19 protein-coding genes and 1 other RNA gene are annotated in these 14,840 nt (G+C 47.3%); 2 read left to right on the plus strand and 18 right to left on the minus strand.

Going from position 1 to position 14,840, the window contains the following annotated elements; genetic code table 11:
• Positions 1–137 precede the first annotated feature (137 nt).
• A complete protein-coding gene (locus HMPREF3139_RS01740; protein ID WP_070459975.1) occupies positions 138–923 on the plus strand; it encodes an endonuclease/exonuclease/phosphatase family protein in 786 nt (261 codons plus the stop codon).
• Positions 924–2,094: 1,171 nt separating this feature from the next.
• Here the strand turns inward: HMPREF3139_RS01740 and HMPREF3139_RS01745 are convergent.
• The 16 genes from HMPREF3139_RS01745 to HMPREF3139_RS01815 all read right to left on the minus strand — a co-directional run bounded on the left by HMPREF3139_RS01745 (position 2,095) and on the right by HMPREF3139_RS01815 (position 12,225).
• Positions 2,095–3,831, minus strand: a complete 1,737-nt coding sequence (locus HMPREF3139_RS01745) for a DUF927 domain-containing protein (RefSeq protein WP_070459978.1) — start codon at positions 3,829–3,831, stop codon at positions 2,095–2,097.
• A complete protein-coding gene (locus HMPREF3139_RS01750) occupies positions 3,828–4,928 on the minus strand; it encodes a DUF7146 domain-containing protein (protein WP_070459981.1) in 1,101 nt (366 codons plus the stop codon). Before HMPREF3139_RS01750 ends, HMPREF3139_RS01745 begins: the two co-directional genes overlap by 4 nt.
• Positions 4,925–5,110, minus strand: a complete 186-nt coding sequence (locus HMPREF3139_RS01755; protein ID WP_070459984.1) for a polyribonucleotide nucleotidyltransferase — start codon at positions 5,108–5,110, stop codon at positions 4,925–4,927. Before HMPREF3139_RS01755 ends, HMPREF3139_RS01750 begins: the two co-directional genes overlap by 4 nt.
• The gene (locus tag HMPREF3139_RS01760; RefSeq protein WP_049351938.1) at positions 5,107–5,322 is read right to left on the minus strand and encodes a hypothetical protein; all 216 of its coding nucleotides are present in this window, start codon (positions 5,320–5,322) and stop codon (positions 5,107–5,109) included. Before HMPREF3139_RS01760 ends, HMPREF3139_RS01755 begins: the two co-directional genes overlap by 4 nt.
• 145 nt (positions 5,323–5,467) lie before the next feature.
• Complete coding sequence (locus HMPREF3139_RS01765; RefSeq protein WP_070459987.1) at positions 5,468–5,692, minus strand: hypothetical protein; 225 nt, start codon at positions 5,690–5,692, stop codon at positions 5,468–5,470.
• Positions 5,652–5,978, minus strand: coding sequence for a hypothetical protein (locus tag HMPREF3139_RS01770; RefSeq protein WP_070459990.1), 327 nt, complete (start codon positions 5,976–5,978; stop codon positions 5,652–5,654). The genes HMPREF3139_RS01765 and HMPREF3139_RS01770 overlap by 41 nt, the downstream gene beginning before the upstream one ends.
• Positions 5,979–6,253: 275 nt before the next feature.
• Positions 6,254–6,520, minus strand: coding sequence for a helix-turn-helix domain-containing protein (locus HMPREF3139_RS01775; protein ID WP_070459993.1), 267 nt, complete (start codon positions 6,518–6,520; stop codon positions 6,254–6,256).
• A 124-nt stretch (positions 6,521–6,644) separates the two neighbouring features.
• Positions 6,645–6,875: a helix-turn-helix transcriptional regulator gene (locus tag HMPREF3139_RS01780; RefSeq protein WP_070459995.1), complete on the minus strand. Its 231-nt coding sequence runs from the start codon at positions 6,873–6,875 to the stop codon at positions 6,645–6,647.
• Between the two features lie 138 nt (positions 6,876–7,013).
• Positions 7,014–8,006 carry a DUF6387 family protein gene (locus HMPREF3139_RS01785; protein ID WP_070459998.1) on the minus strand — a complete coding sequence of 331 codons (993 nt, stop codon included), beginning with the start codon at positions 8,004–8,006 and terminating at the stop codon, positions 7,014–7,016.
• 20 nt (positions 8,007–8,026) lie between these two features.
• Entirely contained in the window at positions 8,027–8,338 is a 312-nt protein-coding gene (locus HMPREF3139_RS01790; RefSeq protein WP_070460005.1) for a helix-turn-helix domain-containing protein, read from the minus strand.
• Complete coding sequence (locus HMPREF3139_RS01795; protein WP_070460008.1) at positions 8,335–8,703, minus strand: type II toxin-antitoxin system RelE/ParE family toxin; 369 nt, start codon at positions 8,701–8,703, stop codon at positions 8,335–8,337. Before HMPREF3139_RS01795 ends, HMPREF3139_RS01790 begins: the two co-directional genes overlap by 4 nt.
• A 31-nt stretch (positions 8,704–8,734) precedes the next feature.
• Positions 8,735–9,511: a tyrosine-type recombinase/integrase gene (locus tag HMPREF3139_RS11140; protein ID WP_283127001.1), complete on the minus strand. Its 777-nt coding sequence runs from the start codon at positions 9,509–9,511 to the stop codon at positions 8,735–8,737.
• 101 nt (positions 9,512–9,612) lie between these two features.
• Positions 9,613–9,957, minus strand: a complete 345-nt coding sequence (locus HMPREF3139_RS11145) for an integrase arm-type DNA-binding domain-containing protein (RefSeq protein ID WP_234396214.1) — start codon at positions 9,955–9,957, stop codon at positions 9,613–9,615.
• A gap of 278 nt (positions 9,958–10,235) precedes the next feature.
• Positions 10,236–10,598, minus strand: a transfer-messenger RNA (tmRNA) gene (gene ssrA, locus HMPREF3139_RS01805).
• A 112-nt stretch (positions 10,599–10,710) separates the two neighbouring features.
• Positions 10,711–11,925 carry a pyridoxal phosphate-dependent aminotransferase gene (locus HMPREF3139_RS01810; protein WP_070460010.1) on the minus strand — a complete coding sequence of 405 codons (1,215 nt, stop codon included), beginning with the start codon at positions 11,923–11,925 and terminating at the stop codon, positions 10,711–10,713.
• An 84-nt stretch (positions 11,926–12,009) separates the two neighbouring features.
• On the minus strand, positions 12,010–12,225 hold the full coding sequence (locus HMPREF3139_RS01815; RefSeq protein WP_049333410.1) for a tautomerase family protein: 216 nt from the start codon (positions 12,223–12,225) through the stop codon (positions 12,010–12,012).
• 165 nt (positions 12,226–12,390) lie between these two features.
• On the opposite strand from HMPREF3139_RS01815, the gene HMPREF3139_RS01820 reads away from it, so the two are divergent.
• Entirely contained in the window at positions 12,391–12,990 is a 600-nt protein-coding gene (locus tag HMPREF3139_RS01820) for an MlaC/ttg2D family ABC transporter substrate-binding protein (protein WP_070460013.1), read from the plus strand.
• 62 nt (positions 12,991–13,052) lie between these two features.
• Here HMPREF3139_RS01820 and efp read toward each other — a convergent pair whose 3' ends face one another.
• A complete protein-coding gene (gene efp, locus HMPREF3139_RS01825; protein ID WP_036490530.1) occupies positions 13,053–13,613 on the minus strand; it encodes an elongation factor P in 561 nt (186 codons plus the stop codon).
• A gap of 42 nt (positions 13,614–13,655) precedes the next feature.
• Positions 13,656–14,813 (minus strand): elongation factor P maturation arginine rhamnosyltransferase EarP, encoded by a 1,158-nt coding sequence (gene earP, locus HMPREF3139_RS01830; protein ID WP_070460016.1) that lies wholly within the window; start codon positions 14,811–14,813, stop codon positions 13,656–13,658.
• Positions 14,814–14,840: the final 27 nt, after the last annotated feature.

Below are 14,840 nucleotides of genomic sequence, written 5' to 3' on the forward strand. Positions count from 1 at the left end.
AAAAACAAAAGGCGTTTTGATTGGGAAATTCCCTGTCAAAACGCCGTTTTATTCTTTAAACAAGTATAACCAAAATTGCCGTAAAACCACACGCTCCGGTGTTATACTGAAGCAAATAAACCGCTTCATCACACATCATGTCTCCCCGTCCAGTTACCATTACTTCCTACAATATGCACAAAGGCATGTCTGCGCTCAACCGCAAAGTGCAGGTCAACCGCATGGCTGACGCGCTGGGTGCATTGGGTTCGGACGTTTTGTTTTTACAAGAAGTCCAAGGACAACATCTCAACAGAAGCCGCCGTACCGACTTTCCCGATGCGCCGCATTACGACATCATCGGCGACAGCCTCGATTATCATCGCAGCTACGGCAAAAATGCCGTCTATCCCAAACGACACCACGGCAACGCCATTCTCAGCCGCCTGCCGCTGAAAACGGAAAACAACCTCAACATCAGCGTCAATAAACTCGAACAGCGCGGCCTGTTGCATTGCGAGGTCGTGCCCGAAGGTTGGGAAGATCCGCTGGTGTGTTTGTGCGTCCACCTCAATCTGCGCGAGCCGGACCGCCTTAAACAATACCGCGCCATCAGCGATTACGTTGGCCGATATATTCGTCCGGAAAGCCCGTTGATTATCGCTGGCGATTTCAATGACTGGCGGCAGAAATCAGCGCATGAATTGGGCAGGGCATTAGATTTGAACGAAGTATTCGTCGATAATACAGGCAAACGCCCCAAAACCTTCCCTTCGCGCCTGCCCATCCTCAGTCTTGACCGCATTTACACGCGCAACCTTGATGTCATCGATTCTGAAATCCACAACAGTAAAGACTGGCAGCATTTGTCAGATCATCTGCCCTTGAGTGTAACGGTTAGACCTCATCGTAAAATGAATATGAAATCAGATAGAAAAATGTGAGGCTGAAATTTTTTAAAGCACTATTGGGAATGTATCGAAAGAAAAAGTTTTTTCGCTCAGATATTTGATATAAAAACAGGCCGTCTGAAAAGTTTCAGACGGCCTGTTTAAGTTTATAAAAAAGCGCAAACTTTTTTATATTAAAAGTTTGCGCTTCAAATCTGGTGGAGGCGGGGTCAATCGTACTTTGAGATTAACTCATTGATTTAAATATAATCATGTTCTTGTTTACGGTAAAAGTTACCCCAAAAGTTACCCCAAAACTTTAAGGTAGGGGCATTTTTTTGGCACTATTTACCCCTTGTCAGATTGCCAGTTTAAGCTGTTTGGGTGGCAGGGGCAAAAATATTTTGCGGCATTTCTGCCAAGCTGTAAACATGGTTGAATTGTAACACTGGAAATTATCCGCGCTTGTGGGGTGTTCTCTGCTTTCTTCTTCCAGTCGTCCGATATTGTCTCTCGGGCGGCTTTTGTTTGTATCGGCTCTGTCAGTCATGCGCCCAAACAAAAAAAGCGTATATATACAAAAAAACGCAAAAATCGTTTGTTACCTTGTTACCAATGGCTGAAAGCCTTGCCAGTCATGGCTTACATGGTAACAAAACACATATTTTAACCTTGTTACCATTTGTTACCGCTCCTATTTTTTAAGCGTAACCATTTGAATATAAAAGGGTAACAAGTGGTAACAAATCGGTAACAAGTAAATTTATGTTCATTTGTTACCGTTTTTTCTGTGTTTTTATATTTATATTCATATAGTTATAAGTGTTAAATTTTGTGGTAACAAAGGTAACAAGTGATTTTGCCTCGCGCATATGGTTTTATCTTTTCGCGTGTCTTGGTCTTCTTTCCTTTTTATGGGCTCCAAAAATTCAAGGGCTGCTTTTCTCGCGCGCGCGCGTATTGGTGTCGAAATTATTTATCCCTCGTCTGTCTTTGTTGGTCATAGCGTAAATAGGCTAAAATCGCGCTGTAAGCGCGTTTCTTTGTTTTGGTAGGGTAGGTATAGGGAAAGGGTCAAACAGTCCTAATTTTTGAGATTTAGGGGCTTCCTGTTAATTTTATGCTTTCTTGGTTGGTCTGCCTGAATGTTTAGACGTAAAAAAGCCCGCCTGTGTTGATCCCGGCGGGCTTGGTTAGGATTTTGGAATTAACCCCATGTAAATGATTAGTCGTCCAGTTCTATATTTGTAGCTAAAACATGAAACCAGCCGTTACCTTTCCGCTGGTGTTGGTAGCCTCTGTTTTTGTGGTTATATTTCAACAATCCATTATCTGCTAATACGCGGCAAACTTTCGCTTCATCGAAACTTTGGGCGATTTCATCGGCAAAGACACGGCGGATTACCCACAATTCCAATTTTTCCCCCTCCTGTTTCCTATATCCTGCATGGTCTTTATTGGTGCTTTTATCGCTCCATTCCATAAACCGCGTGCCTAATGCGTGCTGGGCGATAAAATCCTCTGCCTGCTCAATGATTCGGCGGTCTTCGTGTTTTCCTGCTCCGTTGGCTTCCAGCCATTCATCAAAGCATTTTTTCACGCCTGCCATGCCTACACCTACGGGCAAGCCGGTAACAGGGGCGGCAAGTTCCAAAGCGGAGGCGGCGATAGCAAAGCGTTTTGCTACTCTTCGCGCCTGCCCTGATAATTCGGGAATGGTTGCCATAAATGCGGCCATGCGCTCCGTTGCCTGCTGTTTGGCTTGTTCTAGGTTGTCTAAAAGCTGTCGGATAAATAGTCTTCCTGCCGTTCCGTGATATTTTTCTGCTGATTGGGCGATATGCTCACTCAACAATGCGCCATCTTCAAATCCGTGCAATGTGTCATAAATGCCGTATTGCGCGGCGGCTCTGATACTAGGCAGGCGGGCGGCTTGTCCTGCGTTCCAATCGCCCTTATGGTGCTTCAAGATGGAATCGGGGGTCTTTTCGCCGGTGGAAAACATCATCACTTTCCAGCGGCTTAAAGCGCGGTTTCCGCCTTGTTTTGCGCCTTGCACTTTGTTGATACCGTTCATAACGCTATAAACAGTATCGCCGATAACGTGCGGGCTTGCCTGTCCTATTTCGTCCAACACCAGCAAGCCATCATTGCGGGCGGCGGCTGTGTTGGAAAAGCCTATTTTCGTACCGCTCCAAGACAACAGGCTTCCTGATGGTTTGCCCCATACGCTCAAGGCTACTTTTGCGGCTGTGGTTTTGCCGTCTGAAGAATCGCCCATCAAGTGGAAGCCCCCCGATTCTTCGTTTAATAGGGAAAGCAACGGGGCGGCAAATGAAGCTCCCAAAGCAAGGCACAAACGGCTATTTCCTACTGCATATCGGGCTATGTTTTGTTGCCAGTCGGTAAGCTCTCCGTTTGGCTGATATGCCTTTGCTTGGCTGGTGTCGCCGTTGTAGATAATGGCGGGGTCTTTGTCGGTCGCTGTGATGGTTTCCCCACTGGGCATAATGTAGCTGTCTTCGTGCCAGCCTGCGCGGTCGGTAATGGTAAAGGCCGCCGGGCTTCCCTCTTTCTGCAAATAGTCTGCTAGTCTTTCCCTTTTTGCCCGCCCGCTCATGATGACTAGGCCGAAATTCTGCAAACGCTGCCAGCCTTGGACTGTGCCGATTTCTGCTTGTGGTATGGCGGCGGTCTTTTGTTGGCGTGTGATTTTGTCTTTAAACTTGATAATCCGATAATACGCGCCGTCATTGTCTTGCCCTGTGCCAATGATGTCGATAGGGTCGGAAAGCAATAGCGGCTCTGCTTCGATAATATCGCCGTCTTTATCGGTTCTAACGTTTACCCACCATACGCCCCGATTGTCGATTTCAAAGTGAGGGCGCGGGCGGAATGGCTCGATATTCTCAAGGTTGTAGTCGTTGGGGCTTTCCTGCTTCGCTGTTTCGGTATTTTTCATGCTGTCTGTCCTCCGAAATGATTGTCTGATTGCTTTTTCTCGTTCAGTTCGTCCAGTGCGTCATAGCCCGGCGTTTTGCTTTGCCATATGCTCGCCTTGATTCCCTGCTTAATGGCTCGCATTGCCAAGTCATAAGCAGCTCTGTAACCAACGGGGCGGGGCGTGTCGTTATCGGCAATAATCGCAATTTCTTTTATACCGTTCAAAAACTGAAAATTTGCCATGCTGTTTGCGCTCAAGGCCGCGTATAAGCCCCAATCGTAAGCCTTGTACAATTCACGGGCGGCAAGGGCGGTTTCTATTCCCTCTGCAATGACAAGACGGCCATTTTCAGGAATCGGGAACAAGTGGACGGCTTGCCCTGAAATGCTGCCTTGCTTACGGTTTCGCATTTTCTTGGCCGGTAATGCTTCGCCTGTTACAGGGTCTTTGATTGCCAGTTTCTGATAGCGCGGGGCGTGTAGTCCGTCCTCCCCGCATGGCTTGTCATAGCTAGGCTGTAAATAGGTTAGGTGTAAGCCTTGTAGCTCTTCGTCCATATCGCGGATAGCGCAAACCATACAGGGGAAACGGCCAAGCAAAAGCGGCTTATCTTCGACTGTTGTCCAATAGTCTTTTTCAGGTAGGAAACGGACGTTTTCGGGTAAATGCGCCATCTCCAAACCGCGTGATCTCAAATACTGGATAACAGGGGAATCGGGGCGGATAGGTTCTGTGCTTCTCCACAATGCGGCCAGTTTCTCGATTTGGTCTTTTTCGGGGCGTGGCTGCGCTTGTGGGCGTTTGGGCGGTATCGGCAAAGGGTTTGCATTGTCCATGTCTAAAATGCCAGCAACCTGCTTTAAGGCCGTCTGAAAATCACACCCGAAAAAGTGCATTACCAAGCCGAAACCATCACCCGCGCCGTTGTTGTAATGGTTGCAAATGAATGTGCCGTTTCCGTCCTTGTCGTCATATCTGAAACGGTCTTTCCCTCCACACGCGGGGCAGGGCTGGTGTTTGTTTTTCAGGTATCGCTGGTCTATGCCTAATGCCGCGTGTATTTCCGGCCAGCGGTATTGCGCGGCTGCTCTGATTTCTTTGCATGTCGGTTTCATTTTCCTACCTCCTCGAATCTGTCCATAGATTCGCGGGCTATGGCTGATACGGTATGAATCGCCTCTTTTTGGCTTGCTCCGTCATTCACAATCAGCAAGATAGTGCTTACAACGTCCGCCGCTGCGATTGCCTTTTCTTTGCTGTTTAGTTGGTTTGCCAGTTTCTCCGTGATGGTTTTCATTGCTCTGCCTCCTCTGATACTGGCTCTAAAACAATTCCTGCTGTTGGGTCGGTTTCCCATATTGCGGGCGTTTCTTGCTCTAGTTGCTCCGTGTCAGCGTGGGCGGGCTGGTTACAGGCTCGGACTACCAAAGCCAAAAGCAACACCCAAAACACCAGCAAGGCGCGGTTAAGATACCGGCGGAAACGGTCGGATTTATTGGTCTGTTTCATGGTTTTATCCTTTGCTCTGCCTCCAGTGTTTCAAAACATGAACCTAATAAAATCAATTAGTTATGAAAACACTAGGGCGAAGTTTGCCCTATGCCGTCTGAAATAGGCGGCATAAAGGCGGGTAAATTTCAGGGAATAGGTGGGCTTAATCTGCTTTGGTTACGCTGTAAACAGCCCATTCTTTCAGGTCGTCTGAAAGCTCCAGCAGGGCGGAAACCTGATTTACAGATTCCGTAAAGCTGTAACCAAACACCAGCGCCAGCAGGTCAAAACCGCTGCCGCCTTTGGGGGTGCATTGGTTACAGATGTAGCCGCCGCCGTCTGAATCGTCAGGGCGCGGGATGGGGTCGGTTTTGAATATATCCCTCAAGCTCGGATGACAAATCGAAAGATTCCAAGTTTTCCGCATGGGGGACTAGGGTTTGAATGACTGTGGCAAGGCGTGCCGTGCTTCTGATCGCACTTATGGGGGTGTTGTGGACGGGATGGGCGGCCATGTTGTCGCAAATGGTGTCGATAATTGCGCCCGTATTGGCGATAAATTCGCCGCCGTAGTACAGCGCGTCCATAATGCGGTTTGCCAGCTCTAAGGGGATGGTTACCGTTTGGGCTTGATTTTGAATGGTTTGGATTTGGGTAGAAGTGCAAGATTGCATTTGAAATGCTCCTAGTTAAATTGAGATTTGAGAAATGCCCGAAATAAGGGGGCGGTGCTCTCTCCTGTAACTAGTCAGGCGTGGACGTTGCCGTTACCACACACCGCCATAAACTTTGATATGCCGTCCAAAGCCTGTGAATAGGCTTCAAACGCCATAAGAGAAAATGGCGATAAAAAATCAGCGTTTACCCTGCTGATTTGGGCTAGTTAATTTAAGAGAGAAACTTAATTCTGCTTCTCAAAGCTCAATCTGTCAAATGGTTTTTTACGGGGTTAGATGGCGTTATGCTTACTCTTTCCCGACACCAGCAAAGAAAACCGCCCGCGTTTCACGGTCGCCCCGAATTGGTTTTGCACTTCTTCCATCACGGTTATGATTTCATGCCCCGCTCTGCGAAGTTCCATAATGCGTGAGTTATAGCCAAGTATGCCCATCTGTGCCAGCTCCCATGATGTAACGCTCCCTTTTCTCAATCGGGCTAAAATGCGCTCTCTTTGGCTTGGCGTTTTGGGCTTGTTATTGATACAATCAAGTTTCATAATCTACTCTTCTTTCTACCGTCTGAATGTCCGTTCAGGCGGTCTTATTTTTTAAAAATCAGGTCTTGAGTTACAATCGCGCGCGCGGGCGCGTACTGTTACGAAAACTCCTGTTCTCCTTTCATTAGCTTGCCTGTTCTGTAAGCCATTTCTTCACTTCTCCTGCTACATAAAAGCGGCTGCGCGTGCCTGTGATTTGGCGTGATTGCGGGAATTGTCCTGCTGCCTCCAGTCGTCTGATTTGGCTGCTACTCAAGCGAGTGATTCCGCGCCGTCCTTTTGCTTGGCTTGTCTCAAGTTCTGCAATAGTTAATTGCGCGGTATCAGGTAAGCAGTCGATATTGATAATGTGCATTTATTGCCTCCGGTTGGTTAATCACGCCTGCGTGTTGCTGGCGTTTCGATAGGCATAAATATAGCCGCCTCAATGGGCGGCTTTCGAGAGAGAAAAAAATGAGAAAAAACTCTCTTTTAATTTCAAAATTTACTTAGGTTATTTTTGTTTCTTTTTCATATGTAATTGATACATATCTATAAAATCATCTTCAAATTCTATTACCTCATTTATTTCTTTGCATTTAATATCATATCTATGCATGAAAGGGTTTGCCACTGCTTCCAATAATAGGATAGCTTTTGGTAATACGCTGTCTTTGATTGTGGACTTATCGGGAAACCATTCTTCCCCTGTTTTTGGGTTGATAACGGTTTCTGTACCATCGCCAAAGAGTAAGAATAACAGTTCTTCATGCGTGAAGTGTTGGCCGGTGTATACCTCCCAAATCAGCAAATCTAGGCATGGCAATACTCTGAAACGGTTTAGGCTTTCTATTTCTGAATCACTAAATGTTCTTGTCATGTCGTATTTTTTGCTTATATGGATATGGCCGCCGTAAAGTTGAAATGCTCTGTATTGCCTTAAGAAATACTCAAACATTTCTTTCAGCTCATCATCGGTATGTTCTTGGAAATTAATCAGCACCGGCGTGAAACAATTATATGCCCCTGCTTTTTTTTCATATCTGAATTGGCCTAGTTTGGGTAATTGAATCCCTACGGTAGAAATTTCATCAATAGGCATTTTTTCCCCGTCAGAATCGACAATATCAGCCCCGTGTTTTGCCAGCAATCCATTAAAGCAAGAGAAAAAGGAAGAATCGGGGAATGTTTTCTCATCGGGGAATGTTTTCTCTAAGTCTTCAAATGGTATTTTGTACATATCATCAGAAATTAGATTCTTGCCTAATGGAATCCCTCTAGAATCTCTTGGAATATCAGTATTACCCAAAAACAATGATTGCCAAGAGTTTATACAATCATTGCAGATGTCATAACCTAAATCTGGATTACGGTCATATTTTAAATTCTCATTGTAGTGGTAAATTTTATGTTCAAAAGCGATTGCCCAATCTTCCCGCCCCCATTGGTAGGTCTCTTCATACTTGGAAATATCAAACCATTTAGGACAATAATCATGAGTATTCATTTTTAGCTTTGTTTCCGGTATCAGGCAATCGCCTCAATTCCCTTGTTCTTGACGATAGTAAGCAGCTTCAAAGCCGCGCCGCTCGGCTTTTTAATACCCCGCTCCCATTCGGAAACTTGGTTTTTACCAATGTTCAGATACATGGCAAAAGCGGCTTGTGATAATGCTTCGCGCTCTCTGATTGCCTTGATGTCTTCGCCGCTCAATGGTTTGATTTCGGTCAGGCATGATTTGTCAAAATCGCGCATGGTTTTTTTGTCGATAATGCCAATGTCGTGCAATCCCTGCATGGTTTCATGTATTGCTGCAAAAATCTCGCTTTTGTATTTCATGGCTGTATCTCCGTGAAAGTGCCGTTTGATTTGGCTTGTTCTATGTCGGTTTCCGTCATTGCCAAGATGATGGCGGCGGCTTTCTTTAATTCTGCAAGTTCTTTGTCCGTGATGTTTTCGCGGTCGTTCTTGGCAAAGGCAGTCATGAAAAACGCCCGTTCCCCACGTCTGAAAAATATCAGACTACGATAACCGCCGCTTCTGCCTTGTCCTTGCCTTGCTATGCGTTGCTTGATAACGCCGCCGCCTAAATCTGCGTCTATCACTCCTTTATCTGCCCGCTCTACCGCTTCTATCAGCTCGGAATCGCTGATTTTGTGCTTCTTGGCAAATTTCGTTATCCACTGGTTTCTAAATATCCGCATGGTTTTCTTTCGTAATGCTTAAGATGATAGTTTATTCTGCCGTTTCCTGCAATATGCCTGAATGTGCTTTCAATTCATCAAGATAATCAGCCCATTTTTGAACCATATCGGCGCGCTGTTCTAAATATTCCGCATGGTTATAGGCTGCCCTTGTCGTGTTGGGGTCTTTGTGGGCTAGTTGTCGCTCTACCCAATCGGCGTTATAGCCCATCTCATTCAATATCGTGCTGGCTGTATGCCTAAAGCCGTGCTGTGTGGTTTCTTCCAAGAATCCCAGACGGTCTAATGCTTTTCGTATTGCTCCCTCGCTCAAGGGCTGTTTTTTGCTGGTGTTACAAAATACATATTCATAATGCCCGGTTACTGGTTTCAAGCCGTCCAGTATTGCTAAGGCTTGGCGGCTCAAGGGGACAATATGGTCTATCTTGTTCTTCATGTTTACGCCGTCTTTATAGTATTGCTGCTCCTCCCAATCAATTTCACACCAGCGCAATAAACGTAATTCGGAAGGGCGGGCAAATACATAAGGGGAAAGCTGTAATAGGGCGCGTGTTTGCGGAAAGCCAGCGTAACCGTCAAAAGCTCGTAACATCTCGCCTATCCTTTGCGGGTCTTTAATGAAGCGGTAATGTTTCTGTTCCACCTTTGCCAGCTCTCCCCGCAATTCGGCGGCGGGATTGAATAGGCTCAAGCGAAGTTTCACGGCATATTTGAAAACTTGGTTTACTACGTCATAAATTTTTTGTGCCGTGTCATATTTCCCCGCCGATTCCAGCCTCTGTAACAGTCCTAAAACCTCAAGCGGCATGATTTCGTCTATTTTGCGTGTTGCAAGGTCAGGGAAAATATGAAGCTCAAGGCTGCGGATAACTCTTTGTGCATGGTCGGGCTTCCATTTATTCGGCTTTGCTACTTGGTCGCTGTGCCATTTGCGCGCGATAGCCTCAAATGTTTTTTTAGCTGTTCTGTCTGCCTCTGTGCTTTGTCTTGCTGGTGTAGCTTAGGGTCTATCCCTTTTGCTATCAGCATGCGTAATTCTTCGCGCTTTTCTCTTGCTTCTTTTAAGCTGATTTCAGGATAGACACCCAGTCGCATTTTATCGCGTTTGTTGTCGCTTGGCCGGTAGTAACGAAAACGCCAGTATTTGCCGTTTCCCTTTGCTTGAAGATATAACCCTCCGCCGTCTGATAATTGATTCGGCGGTTGTAGTTTTTTGCATTGGCTATCTGTAAGCGGTAGCGTCTGTTTAGGCATTTTTAATCCAGTTTGGGGTAACTTTTAAAAACTCATTAAGCCATTGTTAATAATTGGTTTTATGGGTTTTTGGGGTAACTTGTTTAAAAAAATAGGGCTAATTTGCCCACTTTTCGGGCTTGTTTTTTGGGTAATTCCTGAAAAGTTACCCTAAAAGTTACCCTATAAATGATGAAAACTCAAGCATACGCCAGCATATTTGAGGCAATAAAAAAGCCTTGAAACCGTTATGGCTCAAGGCTTTATGCGTATTACAGGATACTGCTGAAAATTGGGTATGGTGGAGGCGGGGGGAATCGAACCCCCGTCCGAAAGTCCTCTACAGAGCGTTCTACATACTTAGTTGTGTCTATTTAGAATCTCGTCCCCATCATGCCGACCAACAGGCCTTCAGGGAACCAGTTACCTTAAATCTCGTTTCCTGCCAAGTAACCCGACAGAAAACCAGTCAATGTAGAATGACGTTGCGGTAGCTTGCGCTACACAGCCCATTGACCAACTGCTGCAACGGCAGGCCTTAAGCGGCCAGTGCGTAAGTTTCGTCGTTTGCGACTATTTTGATTCAGTGTTTAACGGGAAATCTGAGACCCCGGTATGCCCGCATCTGCTTTGCAACCCCCGTCGAAACCAAGATCGCCCCCAGATAGGGAAAGTCGATTATACGCATGTCGGCGGGCTTTGCCAAGTTGCTGTTTGATTAAAAAGGCCGTCTGAACAGCGGTTTGCTTTTTCAGACGGCCTCTTTGTTTAGGTTTATTGACGGTAGTTTTGCAGGAAGCGTTCGAGTTTGCCCATGGCCTCTTCAATTTGATGAACGGGCGGCAAGGTAACGATACGGAAGTGGTCGGGGCGTATCCAGTTGAAGCCTGTGCCTTGGACGAACAGGACTTTTTCACGTACGAGTAAGTCGTAGATGAATTTCATGTCGTCGTGGATGCTGTACATTTCGGTATCGATTTTAGGGAACATATACAATGCGCCCATGGGTTTGACGCAGGATATGCCGGGAATCTGGTTGACCAGTTCCCATGCTTTGTTGCGTTGCTCGAGCAGGCGGCCGCCTGGGAGGAGGAATTCGTTGATGCTTTGGTATCCGCCCAAGGCCGTCTGAATGGCGTGTTGCATGGGTGTGGTGGCACAAAGGCGCATAGACGAGAGCATGTCCAAGCCTTCGATATAGCCTTTTGCATGATGTTTCGGACCGTTGAGTATCATCCAGCCTTGACGGAAACCGGCAACGCGGTAGGCTTTCGAGAGGCCGTTGAATGTCACGGTCAGGAGGTCGGGGGCGAGCGCGGCGATATGGTGGTGTACTGCGTCGTCGTAGAGGATTTTGTCGTAAATTTCGTCGGCAAAAATAATCAGGCCGTGTTTGCGCGCTAATTCGGCGATTTCGAGCAGGATTTCTTTGCTGTACACCGCGCCTGTCGGGTTGTTGGGGTTGATGACGACGATGGCTTTGGTTTTAGGCGTAATTTTGGCTTCTATGTCGGCCAGGTTGGGAAACCAGTTGTTTTCTTCGTCGCATAGATAATGGCGGACGGTGCCGCCTGCCAGTGTCGCGGCGGCGGTCCACAAAGGATAGTCCGGTGCGGGAATCAGGATTTCGTCGCCGTCGTTGAGCAGCGCCTGCATGGACATGGTAATCAATTCGGAGACGCCGTTGCCGATGTAAACGTCGTTGACTGTAACGTCGAGCAGTCCTTTGGTTTGGTAGTAGTGGACGATGGCTTTGCGTGCGGAGTAAAGGCCTTTGGAGTCGCAGTAGCCTTGCGAAGTCGGCAGGTTGCGGATGACGTCAACCAAGATTTCGTCAGGCGCTTCAAAGCCGAACGGAGCCGGATTGCCGATATTGAGCTTGAGGATTTTGTTGCCTTCTTCTTCCAGTTGCAGGGCTTTTTTGTGAACCGGGCCGCGGATGTCGTAGCAAACGTGGTCCAGTTTGGATGATTTGGGAAATTTCTCCATGATGTGTGTTCCGTAAAATTGTTAACAATGGGATAAATGTACTCTTTTTGCGGGTAAATTAAAAGGGTTTCAGACGGCCAAGGCTTACTTATTGCGCGCTTCGGCACGGCGAACCGTCACGCTTTTACCGCCTATGCCCCAGTTGTCCATATCGATTTCGTCGATGACGACGACGGTTGTCTCAGGGTTTTTGTTGAGAACGCGTGAGAGTAATTCGGTGACGCCGCGGATCAATTCGGCTTTTTGCTCCGCGCTCGGGGCTTCGTTGCCGCCGGTTACTTTGATGTTGACGTAGGGCATGGCTTCCTCCTTTGAAAATAACGTTTATATGTTATCTTATTTTTATCAGGCCGTCTGAAATTTAATTGCAGGATTTTTCATTGCTCATGCCTGCTTTTACAAAGAATTAAGTTTTTTGGAATAGATTGTTTTTACAATGCGGTTTTATTTTGGATGGATATTGTCATGAACCGTTTTTTTCAGACTTTGATTGTGGCCGCGCCGATGGTAATTGCCGCGCCTTATGTGGCGGCGGAAACGCATCCGGCACAAAAGCAGATGCAGCAGAACATTGATGCCGTGTTGAAAATTGCACGCAATACGTCTTTGACAGAGGCGCAACGCGTGAAACAGGTTGAGCAGTATGCCAACCGTTATTTGGATTATGAGCGTATTTCGGCTTTGGCGGTCGGTGCGCCATGGCGTGAATTTTCTGCCAAGCAGAAAACCGATTTTATCCGTGCATTCAAAGATATGGTCATTGCGATGTACTCGCATTCCGCGTTAATTGGCGCGGCGGATGCAAATGTGCGCCTGTTGCCGAAGATGACGGCAAACGGCAATAAGTTTGACGTTTTCTCGGAAATTCAAACCAAAAAAGGTACGAAGTATGAGGTGGCTTACCAACTTTACCAAAGCGGCGGTGTGTATAAGATTTACAACATCCGCGTGGACGGTACCAGCTTGGTAACGGTATACCGCAATCAATTTGGCGAGCTGATTAAGAGCAAAGGCATTGACGGTACGATTGCCACTGTCGAAGCCAAGGGCTTGAAGAAACAATAAGGCAGATTGATAAAAGGCCGTCTGAAACTTGTTTCAGACGGCCTTTTTGTATTACGGGCTGATTAGGCGCGTTTGCGGAATTCGCCGGTACGGGTATCGATTTCGATTTTGTCGCCGTTTTCGATGTAAGACATCACTTGGATTTCAGTGCCGCCGACCAGACGTGCGGTTTTCATCACTTTGCCGGAAGTATCGCCTTTAACGGCAGGCTCGGTGTATTCAACTTCGCGAACGATGATGGTAGGCAATTCTACGGAGATTGGGTTGCCTTCGTAGAAAGTGACTTCGCATTGGTCTTCCATGCCGTCAACGATGAATTTCAACGCGTCGCCGATGTTGTCGGCTTCGATTTCGTATTGGTTGAATTCTTCGTCCATGAAGACGTACATTGGGTCGGCAAAGTAGCTGTAAGTACAGTTTTTGCGGGACAGGATCACGACGTCGAATTTGTCGTCGGCTTTGTAAATGGTTTCAGTAGCGGCACCGGTCAGCAGGTTTTTCAGTTTCATGCTGACTTTGGCGGAAGAGCGGCCGCCTTTGATGTATTCGGTTTTTTGAACGACCATAGGATCGTTGCCGACCATGAATACGTTGCCGGCGCGCAGTTCTTGTGCTGTTTTCATTGTGGTTTTCCAATCAAATCGGTTGTAATAAAACGCGCTATTTTAGCGTATTTTTTTGTGCTTTGAAATAAAGGCGGCAAGTTTTTCGACGGCACTTTTTTGGGCAAAAAGTCCGTCCCGCCATTTTGCCGCGCTTTGCCGCCATTCGTTTTGGTGTGCCGTCAGGGTTTGCCATGCTTGCAGGCGCTGGCTGTCGCTGAGTGCTTCGCCGTTGTTGAGTTCGTTGGAAAGGCGGCGGTGTGCCGTGGCGACAACATCCGGGTAAACTTGATGCGCTTTGTCCCAAAAAGCGTGCAGCTTGTCGAGATGGATATTTTCTTCTTGCGGATAGATGTGCCAAAAGAAAGGTTTTCCGGCGAGCTGGGCGCGAACAAAGCTGTCTTCGCCGCGTATGACGGCGCCGTCGGCAAGGTTGAGCAGTTTGTCGAAATCTTGTTGGGCAACGAAAGGGATTTTGATCAGGGTAACGTGTCCGCTCTGATATACATCGCCGTCTTCAAGCATGGTGTTTTGCGGCACTAGGCCGCTGTTTTTCAGGCTGGCGATGATTTGTGTACCTGCAAGCAGCAAGGTAATGGGTTGGCCGGCCTGTTGCCACATGGTCAGCCATTTTGCCCAAATATCGCTTTGATAGCCGAAAAGCAGCCATTCGAGCGTGTTTTTTGCGGGAAGTTTGAGTTGTCGGCGTAAGGTTTCCGTATCAAAGCGGGCAAATTCGGCGTAATTGCGTTCGCGCAGCAGGCCGCCGCTTTTTTCGCTGAAACCCATAAACCAAAAGTATTTCTGTATGCCGCCGGCTTGGGGCGAGGGCATTAAGTGCAGCCTCTCGTTGCTGTCTTCCGCGCTGAGGTATTCCCAGTTGAGCCAAAGCGGTCGGTGTCGGCGGATGATGGATTGAACGTTGTCGGGCAGTTCGCAGGCGAAGGTTTCGATGACAATGTCGGGGGTAGGGGCTGTATCGGTATCTTCGGCATGGTCGGCTTGCCAAGCGTGAATGCCGATGCCTTGATGAATATTGGGAATCGAGGCCAAATCAGGACAAAGTGCTTGAAGGGACGGGAAATCGTCTGTCCACAAATGCACTTGACAGCCGAGTTCGCGTTGCAAAATACGCGCCAGCCGCCATGAAACGCCGATGTCACCGAAGTTGTCGATGACGTTGCAGAAAATCCAGCAGGTATAAGGTAGGGGAGTGTTCATGGGAAAATATGCCCAAGGCCGTCTGAA

Origin of the sequence: Neisseria sp. HMSC15G01, assembly GCF_001808255.1 — a bacterium.
Taxonomy (GTDB): Bacteria; Pseudomonadota; Gammaproteobacteria; order Burkholderiales; family Neisseriaceae; genus Neisseria; species Neisseria subflava_A.